Annotated in this window: 18 protein-coding genes; 8 read left to right on the top strand and 10 right to left on the bottom strand. The window is 66.4% G+C overall.

What is annotated here, in order from left to right:
- Positions 1-7: 7 nt before the first annotated feature.
- The 8 genes from QRN53_RS11670 to QRN53_RS11635 all read left to right on the top strand — a co-directional run bounded on the left by QRN53_RS11670 (position 8) and on the right by QRN53_RS11635 (position 11,779).
- Positions 8-5,569 carry a hypothetical protein gene (locus QRN53_RS11670; protein WP_285244024.1) on the top strand — a complete coding sequence of 1,854 codons (5,562 nt, stop codon included), beginning with the start codon at positions 8-10 and terminating at the stop codon, positions 5,567-5,569.
- 1 nt (position 5,570) lies between these two features.
- Positions 5,571-7,334: a hypothetical protein gene (locus tag QRN53_RS11665; protein WP_190610380.1), complete on the top strand. Its 1,764-nt coding sequence runs from the start codon at positions 5,571-5,573 to the stop codon at positions 7,332-7,334.
- Between the two features lie 30 nt (positions 7,335-7,364).
- On the top strand, positions 7,365-7,730 hold the full coding sequence (locus QRN53_RS11660; RefSeq protein ID WP_056387413.1) for a hypothetical protein: 366 nt from the start codon (positions 7,365-7,367) through the stop codon (positions 7,728-7,730).
- 109 nt (positions 7,731-7,839) lie between these two features.
- Positions 7,840-8,211 carry an HU family DNA-binding protein gene (locus QRN53_RS11655; protein WP_056388141.1) on the top strand — a complete coding sequence of 124 codons (372 nt, stop codon included), beginning with the start codon at positions 7,840-7,842 and terminating at the stop codon, positions 8,209-8,211.
- A 144-nt stretch (positions 8,212-8,355) separates the two neighbouring features.
- The gene (locus QRN53_RS11650; protein WP_056387415.1) at positions 8,356-9,414 is read left to right on the top strand and encodes a hypothetical protein; all 1,059 of its coding nucleotides are present in this window, start codon (positions 8,356-8,358) and stop codon (positions 9,412-9,414) included.
- A 111-nt stretch (positions 9,415-9,525) separates the two neighbouring features.
- Positions 9,526-9,723, top strand: a complete 198-nt coding sequence (locus QRN53_RS11645) for a hypothetical protein (protein WP_056387418.1) — start codon at positions 9,526-9,528, stop codon at positions 9,721-9,723.
- 228 nt (positions 9,724-9,951) lie between these two features.
- Entirely contained in the window at positions 9,952-10,971 is a 1,020-nt protein-coding gene (locus QRN53_RS11640; protein WP_056388143.1) for an ATP-dependent DNA ligase, read from the top strand.
- A gap of 28 nt (positions 10,972-10,999) precedes the next feature.
- Complete coding sequence (locus tag QRN53_RS11635) at positions 11,000-11,779, top strand: hypothetical protein (protein WP_056387420.1); 780 nt, start codon at positions 11,000-11,002, stop codon at positions 11,777-11,779.
- A 70-nt stretch (positions 11,780-11,849) separates the two neighbouring features.
- Here QRN53_RS11635 and QRN53_RS11630 read toward each other — a convergent pair whose 3' ends face one another.
- From QRN53_RS11630 to QRN53_RS11585, 10 genes are all read right to left on the bottom strand, one after another.
- Positions 11,850-12,092, bottom strand: coding sequence for a hypothetical protein (locus QRN53_RS11630; RefSeq protein WP_142938892.1), 243 nt, complete (start codon positions 12,090-12,092; stop codon positions 11,850-11,852).
- Between the two features lie 11 nt (positions 12,093-12,103).
- A complete protein-coding gene (locus QRN53_RS11625) occupies positions 12,104-12,445 on the bottom strand; it encodes a hypothetical protein (RefSeq protein ID WP_285244023.1) in 342 nt (113 codons plus the stop codon).
- A gap of 54 nt (positions 12,446-12,499) precedes the next feature.
- Positions 12,500-13,006: a hypothetical protein gene (locus QRN53_RS11620; RefSeq protein ID WP_056387430.1), complete on the bottom strand. Its 507-nt coding sequence runs from the start codon at positions 13,004-13,006 to the stop codon at positions 12,500-12,502.
- Positions 12,999-13,370, bottom strand: coding sequence for a hypothetical protein (locus QRN53_RS11615; RefSeq protein ID WP_056387433.1), 372 nt, complete (start codon positions 13,368-13,370; stop codon positions 12,999-13,001). Before QRN53_RS11615 ends, QRN53_RS11620 begins: the two co-directional genes overlap by 8 nt.
- 157 nt (positions 13,371-13,527) lie before the next feature.
- Positions 13,528-14,022: a phosphatase domain-containing protein gene (locus QRN53_RS11610; protein WP_056387434.1), complete on the bottom strand. Its 495-nt coding sequence runs from the start codon at positions 14,020-14,022 to the stop codon at positions 13,528-13,530.
- 28 nt (positions 14,023-14,050) lie between these two features.
- The gene (locus QRN53_RS11605; protein WP_056387438.1) at positions 14,051-14,335 is read right to left on the bottom strand and encodes a hypothetical protein; all 285 of its coding nucleotides are present in this window, start codon (positions 14,333-14,335) and stop codon (positions 14,051-14,053) included.
- Positions 14,332-14,595 carry a hypothetical protein gene (locus QRN53_RS11600; protein WP_056387441.1) on the bottom strand — a complete coding sequence of 88 codons (264 nt, stop codon included), beginning with the start codon at positions 14,593-14,595 and terminating at the stop codon, positions 14,332-14,334. Before QRN53_RS11600 ends, QRN53_RS11605 begins: the two co-directional genes overlap by 4 nt.
- A gap of 2 nt (positions 14,596-14,597) precedes the next feature.
- A complete protein-coding gene (locus QRN53_RS11595; protein WP_056387443.1) occupies positions 14,598-15,299 on the bottom strand; it encodes a hypothetical protein in 702 nt (233 codons plus the stop codon).
- Between the two features lie 36 nt (positions 15,300-15,335).
- Entirely contained in the window at positions 15,336-16,277 is a 942-nt protein-coding gene (locus QRN53_RS11590; RefSeq protein WP_056387446.1) for a hypothetical protein, read from the bottom strand.
- Positions 16,278-16,339: 62 nt separating this feature from the next.
- Positions 16,340-16,960, bottom strand: coding sequence for a hypothetical protein (locus QRN53_RS11585; protein WP_056387450.1), 621 nt, complete (start codon positions 16,958-16,960; stop codon positions 16,340-16,342).
- Positions 16,961-17,042: the final 82 nt, after the last annotated feature.

Raw genomic sequence — 17,042 nt, 5'->3', positions numbered from 1 at the left:
AGTAGCAATGAAGAAGGCACACGGACTGAGGCGGTACTTCTACGAGTACGTCTTCTACAAGGCAGTCGAGCAGGCCCGGGAGCAGAGCGGGGAGATCATTCCGATCTCCCAGGCGAAGGCCATCCGTGCACGGGTCGACCAGATCCTCGGCCAGCGCGGAACCGCCCTGGCTGATCCCGGACTCGGCGTCACCGCGTGTCTGACTGCGATCGACACGGCCTTCTCCGAGCGCGTCCCGGACTACGAGCCGCAGTTCGGCGACCACTCCCCCGCCAACGAGCGCTACCAGACGCTGCAGCGCGAGTTCACCCGTGCCACGGGCGTCGGAGCGGAGATCGACCCGCGTTCGGCGCGGCTGCCGATCTGCCCTTACGACCCGGCCTGGTCCGAGCGCGCGACGGTGAAGCGCGCAGGTACCGAGCTGCTGTACATTCCCGACGAGACGATCGTGAAGAACGCCGGCGGCGAGGTGGAGTCCTTGTCTGAGCCGCGCCGCGGGAACATGACGCTCTGGCGGCTCGACGAGGACAGTAAGCCGTACGAGGCCGGCCGTGCCATGACCAACGACGACGCCGCAGGCCTCACGGCGCTCATGGACAAGATGAGCCGCCAGGAGTACGACCAGGTCCGCGAGTGGGTCATCGACGGCGGACGCGACCCGCAGACCGGCCGCGTTGACCGCAACCGTTTCATGTCCCAGCGGGCGGTGGCACGCTCGGCGGCGTTGCTCGAGGAGCTGAAGTCCCAGGGCGTGGCCTACGAGGTCCTGCGCGACCGTGAGCCCGGACAGATCAAGGCCCGGATCTCCGGGACCGGCATGGAGATCCGTCTCACTGACACGCGCCAGGAGGAGTACGCCGGGGCGCGCATCTACGACAACGGAACGGTGCTGCGCTACAGCACCAATCACCGGGTGCCCGGCGGCATGGCCGTGCCCGCCCCGACTCCCGAGGACGCCGTGCGGCTGCTGCGTTTCGCCCAAGGCCTGCCCATCGAACGCGAGGACCGTCCCGGCACGGTGGTTGGCGTCGTCGGCTCCAGCCACCCCGAGCATGGCCGCGGCCGCTCCCTCATCGACGTGCCGGACAGCTATCACGTCGACCGCGAGAGCATGTTCGTCGTCGCGGACTATGTCGTCCCCGGTGAGAGCGCCCCGCGCCCCGGGTCCAAGGTCATGCTGCGCCGGGATGCCAAGAACCGCTCCCTGCCGACCTTCTTCGTGGACGCAGAGCCGGCCGAGGCCTACGGTCGCGAGGCCGTGGACACCGCGCGGGAGAACCTGCGCGCCGCCCTGGGCGTCGAGGAGCTGATCCTGCGCGCGGAGTCTGAGCTGCAGCGCACCGAGGGCGCGCTCGACGAGATCGAGCCCCCGGAGTATGCCTCTGACCCCGAGGTCGCGGCGATCCAGCGCTCTTACTGGGACGTGCTCACCGGAGCACGCAGCGAGCTGCTGCGTCCGGGCGCGACCGAGGAGATGTACCAGGAGCGCCTGGAGGAGATCGGCGAGCTGCAGGCCGGTGAGCTTCCGGACCTGGGCAACCTCGTCTATGGTGGCACGGCCGCCGACAAGGTCCGTGCGCACGCTGATGACGTTCCGTTCGAGCTGGTCGGCACCTGGGATGCCGAGCCGCACCTGATCGACGGTGAGTGGCTCGACCAGCGCTTCGACCCCGCCCGCGTCGCCAAGTACATGACCAGCCCGACCGGCCAGTGGTCTAACCTGGACAACCTCGCCTCGGCGCTGCGCCGCTGCGGGGTGCCTCCCACCGAGCTCATGGGTACCAGCTTCCAGGCGACCCGCTTCAAGGACCGGATCGTCTCCTTCCATGCGGCCACCGCCGCCCCCATCGCCGAGCATCCCTCGGAGTTCATGCGCCGGATCGGTCAGACCGTCCGGGAGAGCATCGAGCGCAACGCCGCGACGCCGGGTGAGATCCTGGTCGACGCGCAGGGCGTCATCAGCTGGACCGCCGAAAAGCTGCGTCGTGACGGCAAGGCCACGCCGGTCTCCGGTGAGATCGGCCAGGTCTTCGATGTCGGCAGCCATGGGGAGATTGTCACGCGCTTCGCCAGTGGCGAGAACGCGCTGATCGTCCCCGGCTACGAGGCGCGGATCAAGGCCCAGACCCCGGGCGAGGCCCCCAAGTCGGTCGAGGAGCGCACGGTGCTGCGCGGCTACGAACAGCTGATGCACGAGCGCATCCAGTACCAGCTTGCCGGTGACCTCGTCTCCGGCCGCAGCCGGACCGGCGTGCCGGCCTCGCTGAACGCGGTGTACTCGCAGCTCTACGGCACCAAGCACCCGGTTGACTTCATCGAACGGGCCACGACGTATGAGGTCGACCCTGCCACCGGCAAGGCCACCGCACGGCTGGACGAGTGGACGGCCTCGATCCTCGAGACCGAGGCCAAGCGCGTGCGCTACTCCAACGAGATCAAGCAGGGCTCGACGATCTACGCTGAGTACCGCGCCGAACGCGATCGCACCGACCCGGCCGACGACAACGTCTTCGACGCCTGGCGGCTCACCGGTGGACGGAACATGACGGTGCTCACGGGAACCGACCGTAACCATGTGACGGCTCCCGGCGGCTTCTTCGATCCGGTGATGACCGGCGGCGCGACCAACCAGGGCATCGTGCGCTACCTCACCGAGGACGCCGCCGTGCGCCCCGACGGCACGATTGAGCCGGGTGACCCGGAGACCGTGACCGGCTCCCGCGCCCCGCTGATGAGCCGGCCGGAGCTGGAGACGCTGCGCTATGACCCGTTCGACCGCCAGCAGATGACGGCCTCGACGATCATGCAGTCTTCCGAGGTGACGAAGCCGACCGGCACCGCTCTGATGACCTTCGGCGGCTGGACGGCCGACGACCCGATCGTGGTGTCGACGGAGTTCTCCGAGCGGCACCGCATCCGCGGGGCCGGTGGCCAGCTGCGCGACCTCGTCGTGGGCGACAAGATCAGCGATCTGCACGGCAACAAGGGTGTCGTCTCTCTGGTGGTCGACCGCCACATGGACCCGGACGAGGCGCGTGCCCAGGGCCTGGAGCAGGAGGTGGCCTGGTTCAGGGAGAACCCGGGCATCGACGTGGTGATGAGCCCGTTCTCGCTGATCTCCCGCCGCAACGCCGGATCGGCGCGCGAGCTGATGGGTGGTGCCGTGGGCGACATCCGCCGCCCGGCCGTCCAGGGCCCCGATGCCGGGCCGGTCGACGGAGGGTTGGGCGAGATGCGGTTCGTGGTCACCCACATGGCTGTCGACGAGAAGACCAAGATCTACGACGACGAACAGGTGCGCGCCGGCAAGGGGCGCAAGGCCTCCTCGCAGCTGGCCTGGGCGCTGCAGTCCCAGGACTGCCCGGCGATCATGCGCGAGTTCTACGGCCACAACTCCGGTGCCGAGTCGAACCTGCGCGAGTATCTGCTGGTGGCGGGACTGGACATGGAGGCCGACGGCACCCTGCGTGTCGTGGGCCAGGCCGAGAGTGTCGACGAGCGGCCCGAGCGCCGTCTGATCCCGATGCCGGAGCTGATGCGCACGCAGCCGCGCAGCGAAGGCGCGACGCCGGGGCTGAACACCACGGCCATGCGCAAGTCCTTCGGCGACCTGATCGGCGATCGTGGCGGCGACATGGAAATCCCCTTTCCGCTGACCTACCCGACGAGTCAGCTGACCGAGACGGTCAGCGCGACTTCGTGGAAGCTGCCGGTGCTCTCTTCGCACCTGCGCAGCGGCCAGGAGTTCGACGACGGCACGTCCGTCACGCACGACTACACGCGCAGCTATCAGGACGTCTTCGTCGAAGCCTGCCGCTACCGGTACATGGCCGAGCAGCTGGATGACCACGGCCTGTCGCCGGACAAGCGCGCCGAGGTGCGCCGGGGCATGAGCGAGTCTGTCTCGCGGGCCCAGCGTGCCTTCGAGGCGATCACCACGGACGTGCAGAACCGCGTGCTGACCGGCAAGAACAACATCTTCAAGACCGGGCTGATGAGCTCGCGCCTGTCGGACTCGGCCACGATGGTCTGGACCGCCGACCCTCGGCTGGACATCGATCAGATCGCTCTGAGCTCGGTCAAGGCCGAGCAGCTGGGCCTGGCCGAAGGCGATCACGCGCTGGTCTGGCGCGACCCGGTCCTGCGCGACGCCGGCGTGCGCTACATGCGCGTGGCGATCGACGACCGGCTCACCGGCGCGGCGATCAACCCGGTGATGGACCAGTGCTTCGACGGCGACTTCGACGGTGACGCGGTCGCCGTCGTGAGGCTGCACAGCGAAGCCGCCAAGGCCGAGGCGATGGCCAGGCTCTCGGTCGGAGCGAACCTCCTGGACACCGGCGTGGTGAAGGCCGACGGCTCGCACCCGCTGGCCATGCAGGTCTCGCTGGACACCCAGGTGGCAATGTCCAAGAGCCCGGAGCTGGCGGAGAGCCTTGAGAGTGCCGTCAGGGAGGCGAACCGCCTGCGGTTCGTCAGCGATCCGCACGAGGTTGCCGCCGGCCACGAGGTCCTCGTCGAGGAGCTCAGCGATCTCTATCGCTCAGCACAGCGCGGCGAGTTCGGCTCGGCGCTGACCTTCAGCAGCCGCGAGGCGCACCTGCAGAGCGTGCGTGAAGTCTGCGTCGAGACCGGGGCCAAGGGCAGCGAGAAAAAGCTCGCGGACTACTCCCGCAACCTCGGCGACGAGCAGGGCACGCCGGGCATCACGCAGGAGGACCAGGAGGCCTCGATGTTCGCCACGGCGATCAAGGCCCACGGCACGGGACTGGGTGGCTCGTTCTCCCAGCGTGCGGTGCGCGCCCTGCGTGGCGCTGACCTGAAGGCGGTGCTTGAGGTGACCTATCCGGTGACCCAGTCGATCCTGCAGGCCAAGCACGACGCTGCGGAGGCACGGCACAAGTACGAGATGCTGCAGGGTCCCGGGCGCGATCTGTGGCGCGGCCGCAAGCTCGAGCACCCCGGCCCCGGCCAGTGGCGTCCCGAGTTCGCCGACGGCGAGGCTGTCCAGGCCACGGCCGAGGAGTGGGAGGCCCAGTTCGTCGAGTTCTACGAGGCCAAGGACGGGTTCAACGTTTCGGTCAACCCGGACTGCGTCGCCCGTGTGGCCCGCGCGCTGGAGGACCCGAAGTCGGGCCTGGTGCGCAACCTCGAGGAGGACCCGTCCCTGGCGGGCACGGTGATGGACCGTATGGCCTACGGCGGCGACTTCGAGGCGCTGGTGCAGGTCGCGAAGAACCGCGAGAGCGTCTTCGACGGCGAGAAGAACGAGCAGTTCGCCTCAGCGGGCACCCGCCGTGCCCGGGCCGCGGCGGCGCGCGAGCTCGACGCGTTCGCGGCGCACGGCCTCGACGGGCTGGACGGCCTGGACTCCGCGGAGGCCGCGGTGGATGCCTCGGTCCTCAAGCGTGACGTGCTCGCGCAGACCGGGGACGGGGCCGCCAGGGCGCGCGGTGCCAGCCGGCGCTCGGCACACGCCGTCGGCGTGGGCGGCCGTCGCCCGGCCTGGACGCCGAGCTACGAGACCGGGCAGCAGCAGAATGACGACGACTATGGACTGGGAGGCTGACATGACACAGGACACGGAGCAGGAAATGGGTCCGGGCGGCAGGGGCCGGGGGCGCAAGGCACTGCCTGTCGACCCCTTGGGCCACGTCCATCCTGTGTACGGGATGGACGCCGGGGAGGAGGACATCATCGACGCGGAGATTGTCGACGAGCCGGACACGCAGGCCGGACACGACACCTCACGCGGGCAGCGCGAGCGGCTGCGCGACCGTGCCCGCGGCTTCTTCGGGGCCACGACGCGGGAGCGGACCGAGGAGCGGGAGCGCCAGCGTGCACGCGACCAGGAGCGCGCTGCGGCCGACGATGACGGCCTCGACGACCGGGAGCGGCTGCTGAAGCTCCGGGCGGAGACGCGGCTGGCGGGCGAGGCGTACATGCAGACGCTGCGCGATTCGAAGCTGCTCGTGCCCGGCTTCAACGACGGGGAGCGCACGAAGGAGTTCGACGCGATGCACGCGGTCTACATGCAGATGATGATGCAGGGCTGCCTGCGTCCGCTCACCCGCGGCGTGAACCCGAACTCGGTCATCCAGGCCGCCGGCATGATGATGGCAATGCGGATGCTCGCTCCTGACTTCAGGAAGGAGATGGACTCCTACCTGCAGCCGTTCAAGGACAAGGTCCAGGACCGGATCGACGCGAAGACCCGGCACATCGGCGAGAGGGCCGAGCGCCAGGCGGCCCTGGTCGGAGATCTGTTCGGGGGCGCGCCGGAGGCGCAGGAGGCCTCCGGCGACGACGGCGACGACGGCGGGAAGCAGTCCGGGAAGTCGGGCGGGCGGTGGGGCACCAGCAGGGACGACTTCCTTTCCCGGCGCTGGCGTACCCGCCTGGAGGACCTGGAGCGCCGCGAGCGGGGCAACCGTGAGTTGTTTACTCCCGAGTCGGCGGCCATGACCGAGGTCGCACTCATGGAGAACGCCTTCTGGAAGATGCGTGACCCCGAGCAGGACGCGAAGCAGATCAACGCCAGCTACAAGGCCCTGCGCAAGCGCCTGCGCCAGCAGATGGAGGACGACGGGCTCGACCGTGCCGAGGTGGTCAAGCGCGCCCGGACGATCATCGGCGAGCGGATGGAGTCCGAGCCGGAGCTGCGCCTGATGTTCAACGGCGTCGCGCACGGCCGCATCGTCAAGGCCCCGCCGCACGAGGCCCGCCTCGCGGGCACCGACAGGGTACGCGAGGTCTGGACCGGGGAGTTCGACGACCACCTGGGCCGGCGGATCCCCGACGAGGGCATGTTCACGCTGCGCCTGCCGATGGAGCCGGACGAGCACCAGGTGCAGCTGGCGGAAACCATGAAGGCGGCGATGCTGGACGGCGTCCAGCGTGGCGACGGACAGGCCCTCGGCGGCAGTGTCATGGGCTACATGATCGGTTTCGCGGCCAAGAAGCAGGGCCTGGACACCCGCGGGCTGCCCGAGGACCTCCAGCAGCGCCTCGACCAGTCCGAGAGCATGCTCGCAAGCATGGAGATCGATGGTCTCTCGGACGAGGAGCAGCAGCGTGTCTACTCGAACGCCTACGTGGACGCCATCGAGGAGCTGAACAAGGAGGACCCGGATTTTGAGCACGAGCTCAAGCTGGCCCTCGGCGAGGACTGGCAGGACACGATGCGGGCCGCGGTCGACGATCCCGCTACTTTCCTGGCGGCGCAGCGCACGCGGCCCCAGCCCTTCCGACAGGGGCCCGGCCCCTCGGCCCGGCCGGGGCCGGAGGGCCAGTGGAGCCGCGACCGCGGAGCCGAGGACTACCAGCCGGCATAGTCCGGAAACGAACGAGAAGGAGACAGGACCATGAGCGACGACCAGCAGGTAGAGCAGCAGGAGCGGTACGGTTCCCGGCTCGCCCAGATGTTCGGGTACGTCACGTCCGAGGACCGCGGTCGCTGGGAGCAGCAGCGTGCGCAGAACAAGAAGAACGTCAACGTAACCAAGCAGGGTGCGAAGTCCTCCGTGAGCTCGATGATGGAGTTCGGCGACAAGAACATCAACGCCAAGCTCAACGCGGCCCACCGGATCGCCGACCAGCAGCGGTTCGACGAGTCCCACGACAAGATCGTCAGCACACGGCGCGATCCGAAGACTCGGTCGATTATTGAGTCAGTTGACTACGAGTACAAGGACGACCGCCAGTCCATTGATCCGGATTTCGAGCTTTAGTTGAATGAATACCGACAGGTCTGTGGATCGCTTTTCGACAGGCCTGTCGGATAAACTGGTTTTCAAGCAGGAAGCGGACGACGAGGGATGATAGGACAAAGGTGTGGGCATGAAGACGACGGTTCATCCGCGGATCAGCAAGCGTGGATTCATCTCGAAGGTGGCCGGCCGCAGCGGACAGCCGATAAGGGTGGTGAGTGAGGTGTACGAGTCGCTCATCGCGGAGCTCACCGACGCCGTGCGCCGTGGAGACACCGTCGTGCTCACCGGCTTTGGCCGCTTCGCCCGGCAGACGCACAAAGGCCACAAGGTCCGGTTCGGCAAGAAGGACGTGGATGACTACTCGGTGCTGAAGTTCTCAGCGTCACGCAGCATCAATCGACGGCTCGATCCGGACACTGACCTGGGCGGCCAGGAGACCTTGAGGCTGATCGATGAATTTGACGAGGCTGAGGAGGTCCTTGCCCGGGTGGCGGGATAGACGACGGGCAGCTGCTGACAGAAAAAAAGAAGAACCCCGGCGATGCGGAAGCATCACCGGGGTTCTTCTGTCCGTAAGGGGCTGCAGGTGCCAAGACCGGTCCCTGTGCACGGCGCATCGTCAGGGGTCGCTTATGATCGCTCGGTGATCTCGTCTGAATTCCTCACCTGTACCTCCCATGTGCCATTGCTCCAGTCAGTGGTGCAATGCGATCCATTCAGTGTGATTGTCAGGTCGGCGGAAAAGGACTGGGACCCGAGCACTTTGTTGTCCGCCCTCAGCCAGGCGTCGGCCGTTCTGGTCGCCATCATTGGTGGTTTCCTGGTCAGCCGGCTTGTCGCGATCTCCAGCGAACGCGAGGGTATCAGGAGGTTAGTGGAAGCAGCCACCGGCCGTATTCAGCACATTGAGTCGGACCTGGACCAGGCCCATCAGACGCGATTGAACAGGGCAAAGAGCTATCTCTACGAAGAAGCAGTGGAGAAAATACTCGAAGATCCGGCTTTGGATCTCGACTCCTTGATCCAAGGCCGCTTGCTAGGGGGAACGGCAGTGGATGAGCTCAAACCGTATGCGCTTTCGCTTCGGCAACGCGTGCAGGACGCGGTGAAGGCTATCAACGGGAAGCTCAGGAAGGGTGACACCAAGGCGTTGGAGCTTGAAGCTCTTGTCGAGCGGGGTCTGGTGATTGCTGACGCCGATCAGGATATTTACGAACAGGCCTTCAAGCATCGGCGACGCAGCCTTCCCTCTCCGGCGGGTCTGGCGATGTTTGGACCGAGCAGCTATGCGGATTTATCTTCGGTACTTCGACCGGGGATCATTTCAGATGCGGCACACGCGGCAAGCCTGCGACGGCAGGACGAGGAAATCAAGGCTGAGGCAGATCTGCGGACGCAACTCCGGGCGGCTGTGGCCGAGCGGGACCGCTTGGATGAAGAGCTGGCCCGCGTCGGCAAGCCTGTGGGTGTGGCTGCGGCCATGTGGATGCTGGGCCTCCTCTCGCTGGGAATCCTCGTACCGTTGATCATGATGGCCTTTGAGCCCAAGGGCCTGGACGTCGTGTCCAAGATTCTGCTGCTTGGCAGCTTTGTCATCGGACTGGTGGCGATTCTTTGGTATGTCGGTTGGTTCTGGCTAAAGATCGGCAAAGACAAAACACAAGCCACGCCAGGAAGGTCCTCGGAAGCCCCGCCCCGGTAAAGGCCAGTAGTCACGCAATCTTGATGGCCGCCTTTGCCGACGTTTTGCCGTTGCATTGCGAACCTCGGCGGCAATGCTCCAGGCAGCCGTTTCCGCAGTTCCGTTGGCCGGATGCACGAGAACACCGTGTGGGCCCGTGAGGCTTTCACCTGTACGGGTGCTGGCGTGCACGCAGTACCTGCGCTGGTTGTGCACGGTGTAGGTGAGTTCCAACTCCAGTTCGACATCCCAGATGTGCTGCTGGTCCCGCAGAGCTTTCCTTGTCGCCGCCAGGAACATCAGGGCCGCGGCATCTTCAATCTGCTGTGAGGTGGGTTCCTTGTAGCGCCGGCCACCGGCAGTCCCGGCAGACCCAGCGGGGTTTGTAACAGCTTCAGTGGACATGACGACTCCTGTTTCGAATGTGGTTGGTTTCCCTGATCGAAGAAGGACCCGGTCACAGCTTTGCTGTGACGCTTCCCGGTGCTTGGTGCTGTATCCAGCCGGGAGGAAGCCTTGTTTCCACCCCTGCTTCGCTGGGCTTACGCTGTGCCCACGATGTTCGAAGGTTTGCCGGCCGCCCTGCATCCTCCTGTTGCCCTTGCTTTGGCCAAGGCCGTGGAGTCGATACCACGCGGTGACGCACTGTCCGGCGGCTCAGTCTTTGAGATGAAGTTCGACGGTTTCCGGGCAGTGTGCCTGGTCGGTTCGGATGGGGCGTGGCTCTACAGCAGACAGGGCAAGGATCTGAGCAGGTACTTTCCGGACGTGTTGGCTTCCGTGCGTGAGCAGATCCCTCCGGGCTGTGTTGTCGATGGCGAAGTTGTGGTGTGGTCCGAAGGGCGGCTGGATTTCGATGCGCTGCAGATGCGCCTGGTGAGCTCAAAGGCGGCTCTTGCGGAGCTCGTGATGAAAAGCCCTGCCTCGCTGATCGCCTTCGACGTCCTGGCAGTGGCGGGGCAGGATACCCGCGGGCTTCAATTCCGGGACCGCCGGGCTCTGCTCGAGGAGCTGGCGCGCGGGTGGGTTCCGCCACTGCATCTGTCACCGGTGACCAGCGACCAGGCCCTGGCGGCCACGTGGTTCAGTGACATGACCGCCACGGGCGTGGAAGGAATTGTGATCAAGGGTGAAGGGCAGACGTACGAGCCCCGGCGAATCTGGCTGAAGGTCAAGAGCAGAAGCGCCCTTGATGTGGTTCTTGCGGCGGTCATAGGTCCCATGGCGCACCCGCGGGCAGCGGTGGTGGGTTTGCCGGTACACGGACGGCTGCGGATTGTCGGCCGGTCCACGTCCTTGACGGCTCGTGCGGGAAGGGATCTGGCCACATATCTTCGTCCTCCCCGGGGAAGGCATCCATGGCCGGAGGAAATCAGCGAACGGGTGCTGGACCGCTTCACCAAGGAGGGCGGCACCACTCGCTTGACTTTGGTGGAGCCGTTGGTGGTTGAAGTCTCGGCCGACATAGCCTGGTCGGGTCAGGCATTCCGGCATTCAGTCCGCCTCATGCGGGTCAGGCCTGAGTTGTCGCCGACGGAAGTATCCCTCCCGGAAGGCTTCCAGCGTGCCTGGCGATAAAGAATGTAGCCATGTGAAGAATGGAGTCATGCGACGAGAAGATGAACCTGAAGAGTTCGAGATTGCCGACTCGTATTTTCAGGAGCTGAGGACCTGGCTGGGCTTCCGGGATTCCCACGAGGCATGGATCCCGGAAGCCGGAAGCCGTCTGGCGCAGGACGATGGGCTCATCAAACCCCACCAGGCGTCGCACAACATCGCCAATGCGGTAGTCAGCGCGATCGATCATTTGCACGCGCTGGACAGCATCATGCTTGGTGCCGGAGCATCACATACTCTTGCCCCGTTCTCGCTGGTCAGGGCAGCCATTGAGTGCGCCGCACAGGCCGCCTGGATTTCAGCGCCAGAAGAACAGGCGACCAGGATAGTTCGTTCGCTGTCTCTGTCGCTGAAGGTAGCCAAAGACCGCGAGACTGCGTACAGCGAACTGGCACGTCGCCATCCGAATCTTCAGGGAACGCTTCCGGACTTCGACAGCGACAAGGCGCAACTGCAGGCTATTCTCGATGCCTCCGGGGCCGCTGGAAAGTTGATTCTCCCCAGCAGCACGCACATACTCACGCAGGTCCGCGACCTGGTGCCCAGGACGTCCGCCTTGTCCGTATGGCAGCTGTGCTCGGGTTTTGCCCACGGCAGGCGCTGGGCCGCGGATGCCGTGCTGAAGCCGGCGCAGTCAACTTCTCTGCCGGATGATGTCATCGCCAAGGAAAACCGGCCGACCATGAGGCTGCTTGTCTGGGCCCTTACCCCGGCTATGGATTTGATCCGGTACAGCCTCGAGCGGCATTCCGAGCTGTCGCGGGCCTAAGCAGCCAATTTGTACCCGCTGAAGCAAGAATCGGCGGCCGGAGCGGGTACTGCAAAAGATGCCGCGCGACTCAGTTATCCGCGATGGCGAAGATCACGACAATGATGATGATCGGGATGAGCAGCACGCCCGCGCCGGCGGCGAGGTGCTCCCAGCTGAACGGCGAGTTGAGGAAGGCGATGAAGCCATCCCACAGGCTACGGACGGAGCCCACGGCCCAGGCGAAGAAGCCGGTAGCCCAGCCGATGACGGCGGTGACCGAGACTCCGCTGAGCGCGCACAGCCCCACGATCGTTCTGGTGTTCCTGAGCATGGCCAGTCCCCTCATTTCCGGTCCTCGAACAGCAGGTAGTAGAGCCCGATGTGCGGGATGACGAGCACGGCGAAGGCCAGCCAGGCCCGCTTCGGATCCTCGATCACCCATGTGATCCCCTCTTTGACGGGTTCGGCGTACGCGAGCACCGGCGCAAGAACATCGGTGCGGAAGACCACATGGAAGATGCCGTAGGCCATTCCCAGGGCGATCGCCAGGGCAAGGCTCCGGCGGATTGTCAGCTGCGCCCGCGGGCTCATCCCCCGGCGTGGTTCCGCGACTGCCGGTTCCCAGGTCTGGTGGTCCGTGTCGTAGTCGTGCATCACTTCATCCCGTCTCCATCGAATCATCATTCATGTCCATTCTATGAGAAAGGCTGAATGACGAACAGAAACGAGGCCCAATGGTCAGTCGAACTCGAGGTCTGCACCGACTGGTGCGGGTGTGTCGAGCCCCCTGCCCGCCTGCGGGGCATGATTCTTCGCCGCGGATGCGCGGCGCTGGGCGGCGAGCTGGTCGAGGGTGACCCCGACGGGCCGCCCGAGGCGCTGGCCGGCTGTCCGGTAGACCTCGCTGTCGCGGCGTGCGCCGATGGCGACGATCTCGCGCCGGGTGATGCCGCCGGGCGGCTCGGGCCTGACGTCGCGTGAGACGATGCGCAGCGGCGGCTTCTCATGGGGGTCCGCACCGACGTAGGTTGTGTCGCAGTCGGAGAGGTCGGCAAAGCGGGAGTCGTAGTCCAGCGGCTTAGTCGGGTGGCGGCGGCCGTTGAGCCGGTGGAGCATGACGATGGTGGCCTCAAGGAGCGCCTCGTCCCGGCTGTGCGGATTCTTCAGGGCGCGCTGGTTGAGCCGTTCGATGTCCTGGCGGGCCCCGGGGCTGAGATGGACCTTGATCCGCAGCCCCTCAGTCATCGTCGAGCACCTTGCGGATCATTGACCGGGCAGGCTCGCCCAGCTCATCGCCGAGCTCATCGAGGGTCAGGCCGGGCTCCTCGGAGGCGTCGGAGGCACGGATGCGGCGGGAGAGCTCGGCCTGGAAGGCAGTCTCGTCGGCATGGACCCGCCGGAGCAGGTCGACGAAGTCGGCGAACGGGATTACGGCGGCCTCGGGGACGTTCCCGTCACCGAAGATCAGGGGCTCGGCATCCCCGGCGCGGAAGCGCTCGAGCAGGGTGCCCAGGTCGGCGGCGGTAATCTTCTGGGTCGGGGCGACGTTCACGGAGAACTTCGGCAGGGAGCCCTCGCGCGGGGCCTGGGGGGTCTTGTCGTCAGTCATGGTTCCAGTCTATTCGTGGTCGACTGGGATGCCAGTGCCTCATATCCCACCATTCCTGATGGACACTGAGTCGCTGGGGAATGGCGTAGCGGGGCAGTTGAAGAGAAGCAGGCCCGCGCCCTGCGGCCCACTGCGGGTCGAGGGCGCGGGCCATGCATCAGAACTCGCCCGAGCCGGGCTGGACGTCGAACACCGGCACGCCGAGGGCCTGCCAGGCGCGGATCACCCTGGGCCGGTCATCCAGCGCGAGCCGGACGTCCCACCGCCCGCGGATGAAGGCCTCGTAGATCTCGGGCTTGACGATGTCGTCCGGCCGGCGGTCGCCCTGTCCGCGCATGAACAGAGGGCAGCTGGCGGTCCACTCCCCCACATGTTCGATGAGCCAGGCGTAGGTCGCGCGGCCGACGTCCCAGCCGTTGTCGTCCAGGACCGGCCTGCCGGAGCAGAACACGATCTCAAGTCCGGCAGCGTACAGGGCGCGCACGGTTTCGATCACTGGCGGGTTGGGCAGGTCCCAGGGGACGAGCCGGTACTCGTGGTGTCCCCTGATGAAGCGTCCGTCGGGAAGTGTGTGCGTGGCGACTGTCCCGTCGATGTCGACGATCACGGCCGGCGAGAGGACCGCGGTCGTGGCAGTGCTGATTTCTGTCATGGTGGGTCCCTCCTTCCGGGCGGTGAGGCTATTCAGTGGACGGACGCTCGGCCTCGACGTCGAGCGGGACGATCGTCCCGAAAAGTCCTGCAGCATGCTGTGGCCCGTGCGGGACTGCCAGCGGGTCGGGACCATCGGGCATGACCCCGGACTCTCCGCATGTGGGACACGTCCATGTCCAGGTGACAGGCGCGTGCACGACGCGCCTGTCGATGATCATCCAGTCGAAGCGGTCAACCCAGTCCTCGCGGCCGAGAGGCTGGCAGAGATCGGCGTCGAAGAGGGCATCGGGCACTGGTGTCCGGCTGCTCATCGCACTCCTTCTTCGGCCGGTGCGGGACCGGGCTGGGCCACCCAGTACTCCCCGAGGGGCTGGATGGTCCCGTCTTCATGGCCATGGCAGGTCAGTTCGAGAGAGCCGGCCCATTCGTGGGGACCCTGGGTGATCGCGGTGCCAGCCGGCACCTGCAGCGGAGCGTGGTCGTGGCCGTGGTAGTCGCGGCAGGCCGACTCGTCGTCGTTCGCGAGCTTGAGGGCGCAGCACGCGCAGAGGATGAAAACACCACTGGCCAAGGTCAGTCCCCGCCTTCCTGGTTGTCGTACTGGCTGACATAGCCGATGAGAAAGTTGTCGTCGACCGGATCGAAGCCGTGCTGCTCCGTGAACTCCGCGTGGTACTCGGCAGGGTCCCGGTCTCCCGGGTGCGGCCGGACGGAGCCGATCGCGTTGGCGATCCACTCCAGTTCGTCGGCACCGGACCACTCCGGCTTGGTGCCGAGGCCGAGGGCATTGGCGTCGACGATGTCGGTGTCGGTCACAGGTCCGGGGTTGCCGTTGGTCCGGGACAGCGGCCTGCGGCAGTCGGGGATGAATCCCATGGCAAGCAGGACGGTCACCGGCAGGTGGTGGGCGTGCCAGATCGCGTCGGCGGCGTCGGTGGGGGAATCGCCCGAGGAGAGTCCGCCGGAGAGGTACAGCCGGTAGCCGGCGACCTCGATGGTGTCCGTCTCGCTGGAGTCCAGCACCTCTTCGAGCTCGTCGATGATCCTGCGGCCGACGCGCTTGATGACCTCCGGGGTCGGCTCGCCCTCGGCGTCCAGGTGCATGTCGGGGTCGAAGTCCTCGACCAGCTCCTCGAGCTGGGACTCGGGGTCGTCGAACCGGAACGATTCAGGGTCCGCGGTCTCCTCGACCATCAGGCGGCCGCGTTCGAAGTCGATCGGCTTGGTGCGGTTGGCCGGGACGGCGATGGCCGCGGTGAGCATATCGGCGCTCATGGGTTCTCCTTGGGTCGGGATGTGGGTGGGGTCGGCTCAGGCGGCGGATTGCTGTGTCTTCGCGGCGGCGTGCTCGCGGTAGAGGCGCACAGCCAGGTCGACGCAGTAGCAGGTGAACAGGAAGTGGATGTCCCAGTCGCGCAGGTCCCACTCCCAGGTGTCGGAGCCGACGGTGTCCTCGTGCTCAGCCAGCCATTTGTGGGCCTCCGACTCGCTGTCGGCGTGCCAGCGGGCGTCTTCGATGATTTCCATGCGCCGCTCGGCAGGGGAATGTCGTGGGACCTCGATGTCGGCGATCTCCATCCAGTTGTGTTCCTCTGTGAGCCGGTCGAACTTCTCGTCGGGGATGCCGTCGGTGCTCCAGAGGGCAGCACGCGCCGCAGCGGCCGCGTTCCGGCGCTCGTGGTTCAGCACGGTGTCGGTGGCCGCTCGGTGCTCCTGGGCGGTCCAGTGGGCCTCGAAGAGCGCCAACTGTGCGTCCCCGTCAAGGCCGCGCAGTTCGTGCAGGCGCGCCAGCAGCGCCAACTGCTGATGGTGGACCTCCTGGGCCTCGGTGCCGAGTCCCTCGCTTTCTTCGAGGTGCTCCCGCACCAGCTGGATGAAGAGATCCGGGTCGTACTGCTTTACTTCGCGGGAGCGGCCGCCGCAGAGCTTCTCGGCCCAGTAGCGGAAGTCGATGCTTGGCGCACCGTCGGAGTAGTAGCCCTCGCTCTTGCCGGCCGACGCGAAGAACCCGATCATGTCTGGTTCTCGGGTGAACATGTAGCCGTCGGCGATGTCGCCGCTGGTGGCCAGGTGGCCGGGCCAGGTGGTGACGTCCCAGGACCACATGCGGGTCCCTGGGGCCTGGATCCTGAAGTGGCGGTAGAGATCCTCGTCGTGCAGAACGACGAGGACGTGCTCCCGGGTCTGGGCGAGAAAGTCGGCGTACGTACGGGCGTACGGGTTCTCGGGCTTGACGGTGTCAGGTGCGGACATGGCGGGTCCCTTCCGGGTCTGCTGGTCAGGGTTGTGGTCGGGGCCGTCCGCTCGGGCGGTGCTCAGAGGATCGGCAGTGGCCGGCCGGAGGGCTTGTAGTGGCCGTCGGCCTCGTCGAGCACGGCCTCGGTGAGGAGCACGGTGGCGGGCATGAGGAACGCACCCACGAGCGCGGCGAGGCGCTGCTCGTCGGCCAGCACCCGCTCGGGGATGCTGCCGCGGGAGCTGAAGAACATGTCGGCACGCTCGATGAGGCTGGCCCGGCGGGCCTCTCTGGAGGTGAAGTGCTCGGCGATGGTCTGTCCGGGGCCGTACTCGGTGATCACCGAATAGAGCGCGGCGGGAACCTCGGTCTTCTTGCGGGTTGTGCTCACGTAGACCTGGACGCCCCATCGGCGGCAGAGCTTGGCGATGGCGTTGACCACGCTGTCCGGGGCGCTCTCCCACTGCCCGGAGCTGGACTGGTACAGCTCGTGCACTTCGTTCGCGGCGGAGGCGTCGATTGCGCCCAGGACGACGTCCGAGGCGGTCAGCAGCTGCGCGCACATGCGCAGCCGGAATGCTGGCGAGGGGTAGTGGTTGTGGAAGACGATCCGGTCGTCGTGGCAGATGACCAGGTCGTAGGCACTGTCGGGGCCCGGCACGAGCTCCTCTGAGCCGGCCTGGATTCCAGTGGCGGTCATGGCGTGCTCCTTCGAAGCTGCATTGGCTGTGTTTATAGGATGGGAAGCAGGAGGCGCGGGCGCTCCGACCTCTCGTGGAGGT

Source organism: Pseudarthrobacter sp. fls2-241-R2A-127 (assembly GCF_030209355.1).
GTDB lineage: Bacteria > Actinomycetota > Actinomycetes > Actinomycetales > Micrococcaceae > Arthrobacter.
The sequence above is the reverse complement of the archived record's forward strand: the minus strand, read 5'-3'. Positions and strand labels throughout refer to the sequence as shown.

Coding starts and splice junctions, on each gene's coding strand:
- QRN53_RS11670 (WP_285244024.1), top strand. CDS start 8: ATGAAGAAGGCACACGGACTGAGGCGGTACTTCTACGAGTACGTCTTC.
- QRN53_RS11665 (WP_190610380.1), top strand. CDS start 5,571: ATGACACAGGACACGGAGCAGGAAATGGGTCCGGGCGGCAGGGGCCGG.
- QRN53_RS11660 (WP_056387413.1), top strand. CDS start 7,365: ATGAGCGACGACCAGCAGGTAGAGCAGCAGGAGCGGTACGGTTCCCGG.
- QRN53_RS11655 (WP_056388141.1), top strand. CDS start 7,840: ATGAAGACGACGGTTCATCCGCGGATCAGCAAGCGTGGATTCATCTCG.
- QRN53_RS11645 (WP_056387418.1), top strand. CDS start 9,526: ATGCACGAGAACACCGTGTGGGCCCGTGAGGCTTTCACCTGTACGGGT.
- QRN53_RS11640 (WP_056388143.1), top strand. CDS start 9,952: ATGTTCGAAGGTTTGCCGGCCGCCCTGCATCCTCCTGTTGCCCTTGCT.
- QRN53_RS11635 (WP_056387420.1), top strand. CDS start 11,000: ATGCGACGAGAAGATGAACCTGAAGAGTTCGAGATTGCCGACTCGTAT.
- QRN53_RS11630 (WP_142938892.1), bottom strand. CDS start 12,092: ATGCTCAGGAACACCAGAACGATCGTGGGGCTGTGCGCGCTCAGCGGA.
- QRN53_RS11625 (WP_285244023.1), bottom strand. CDS start 12,445: ATGATGATTCGATGGAGACGGGATGAAGTGATGCACGACTACGACACG.
- QRN53_RS11620 (WP_056387430.1), bottom strand. CDS start 13,006: ATGACTGAGGGGCTGCGGATCAAGGTCCATCTCAGCCCCGGGGCCCGC.
- QRN53_RS11615 (WP_056387433.1), bottom strand. CDS start 13,370: ATGACTGACGACAAGACCCCCCAGGCCCCGCGCGAGGGCTCCCTGCCG.
- QRN53_RS11610 (WP_056387434.1), bottom strand. CDS start 14,022: ATGACAGAAATCAGCACTGCCACGACCGCGGTCCTCTCGCCGGCCGTG.
- QRN53_RS11605 (WP_056387438.1), bottom strand. CDS start 14,335: ATGAGCAGCCGGACACCAGTGCCCGATGCCCTCTTCGACGCCGATCTC.
- QRN53_RS11595 (WP_056387443.1), bottom strand. CDS start 15,299: ATGAGCGCCGATATGCTCACCGCGGCCATCGCCGTCCCGGCCAACCGC.
- QRN53_RS11590 (WP_056387446.1), bottom strand. CDS start 16,277: ATGTCCGCACCTGACACCGTCAAGCCCGAGAACCCGTACGCCCGTACG.
- QRN53_RS11585 (WP_056387450.1), bottom strand. CDS start 16,960: ATGACCGCCACTGGAATCCAGGCCGGCTCAGAGGAGCTCGTGCCGGGC.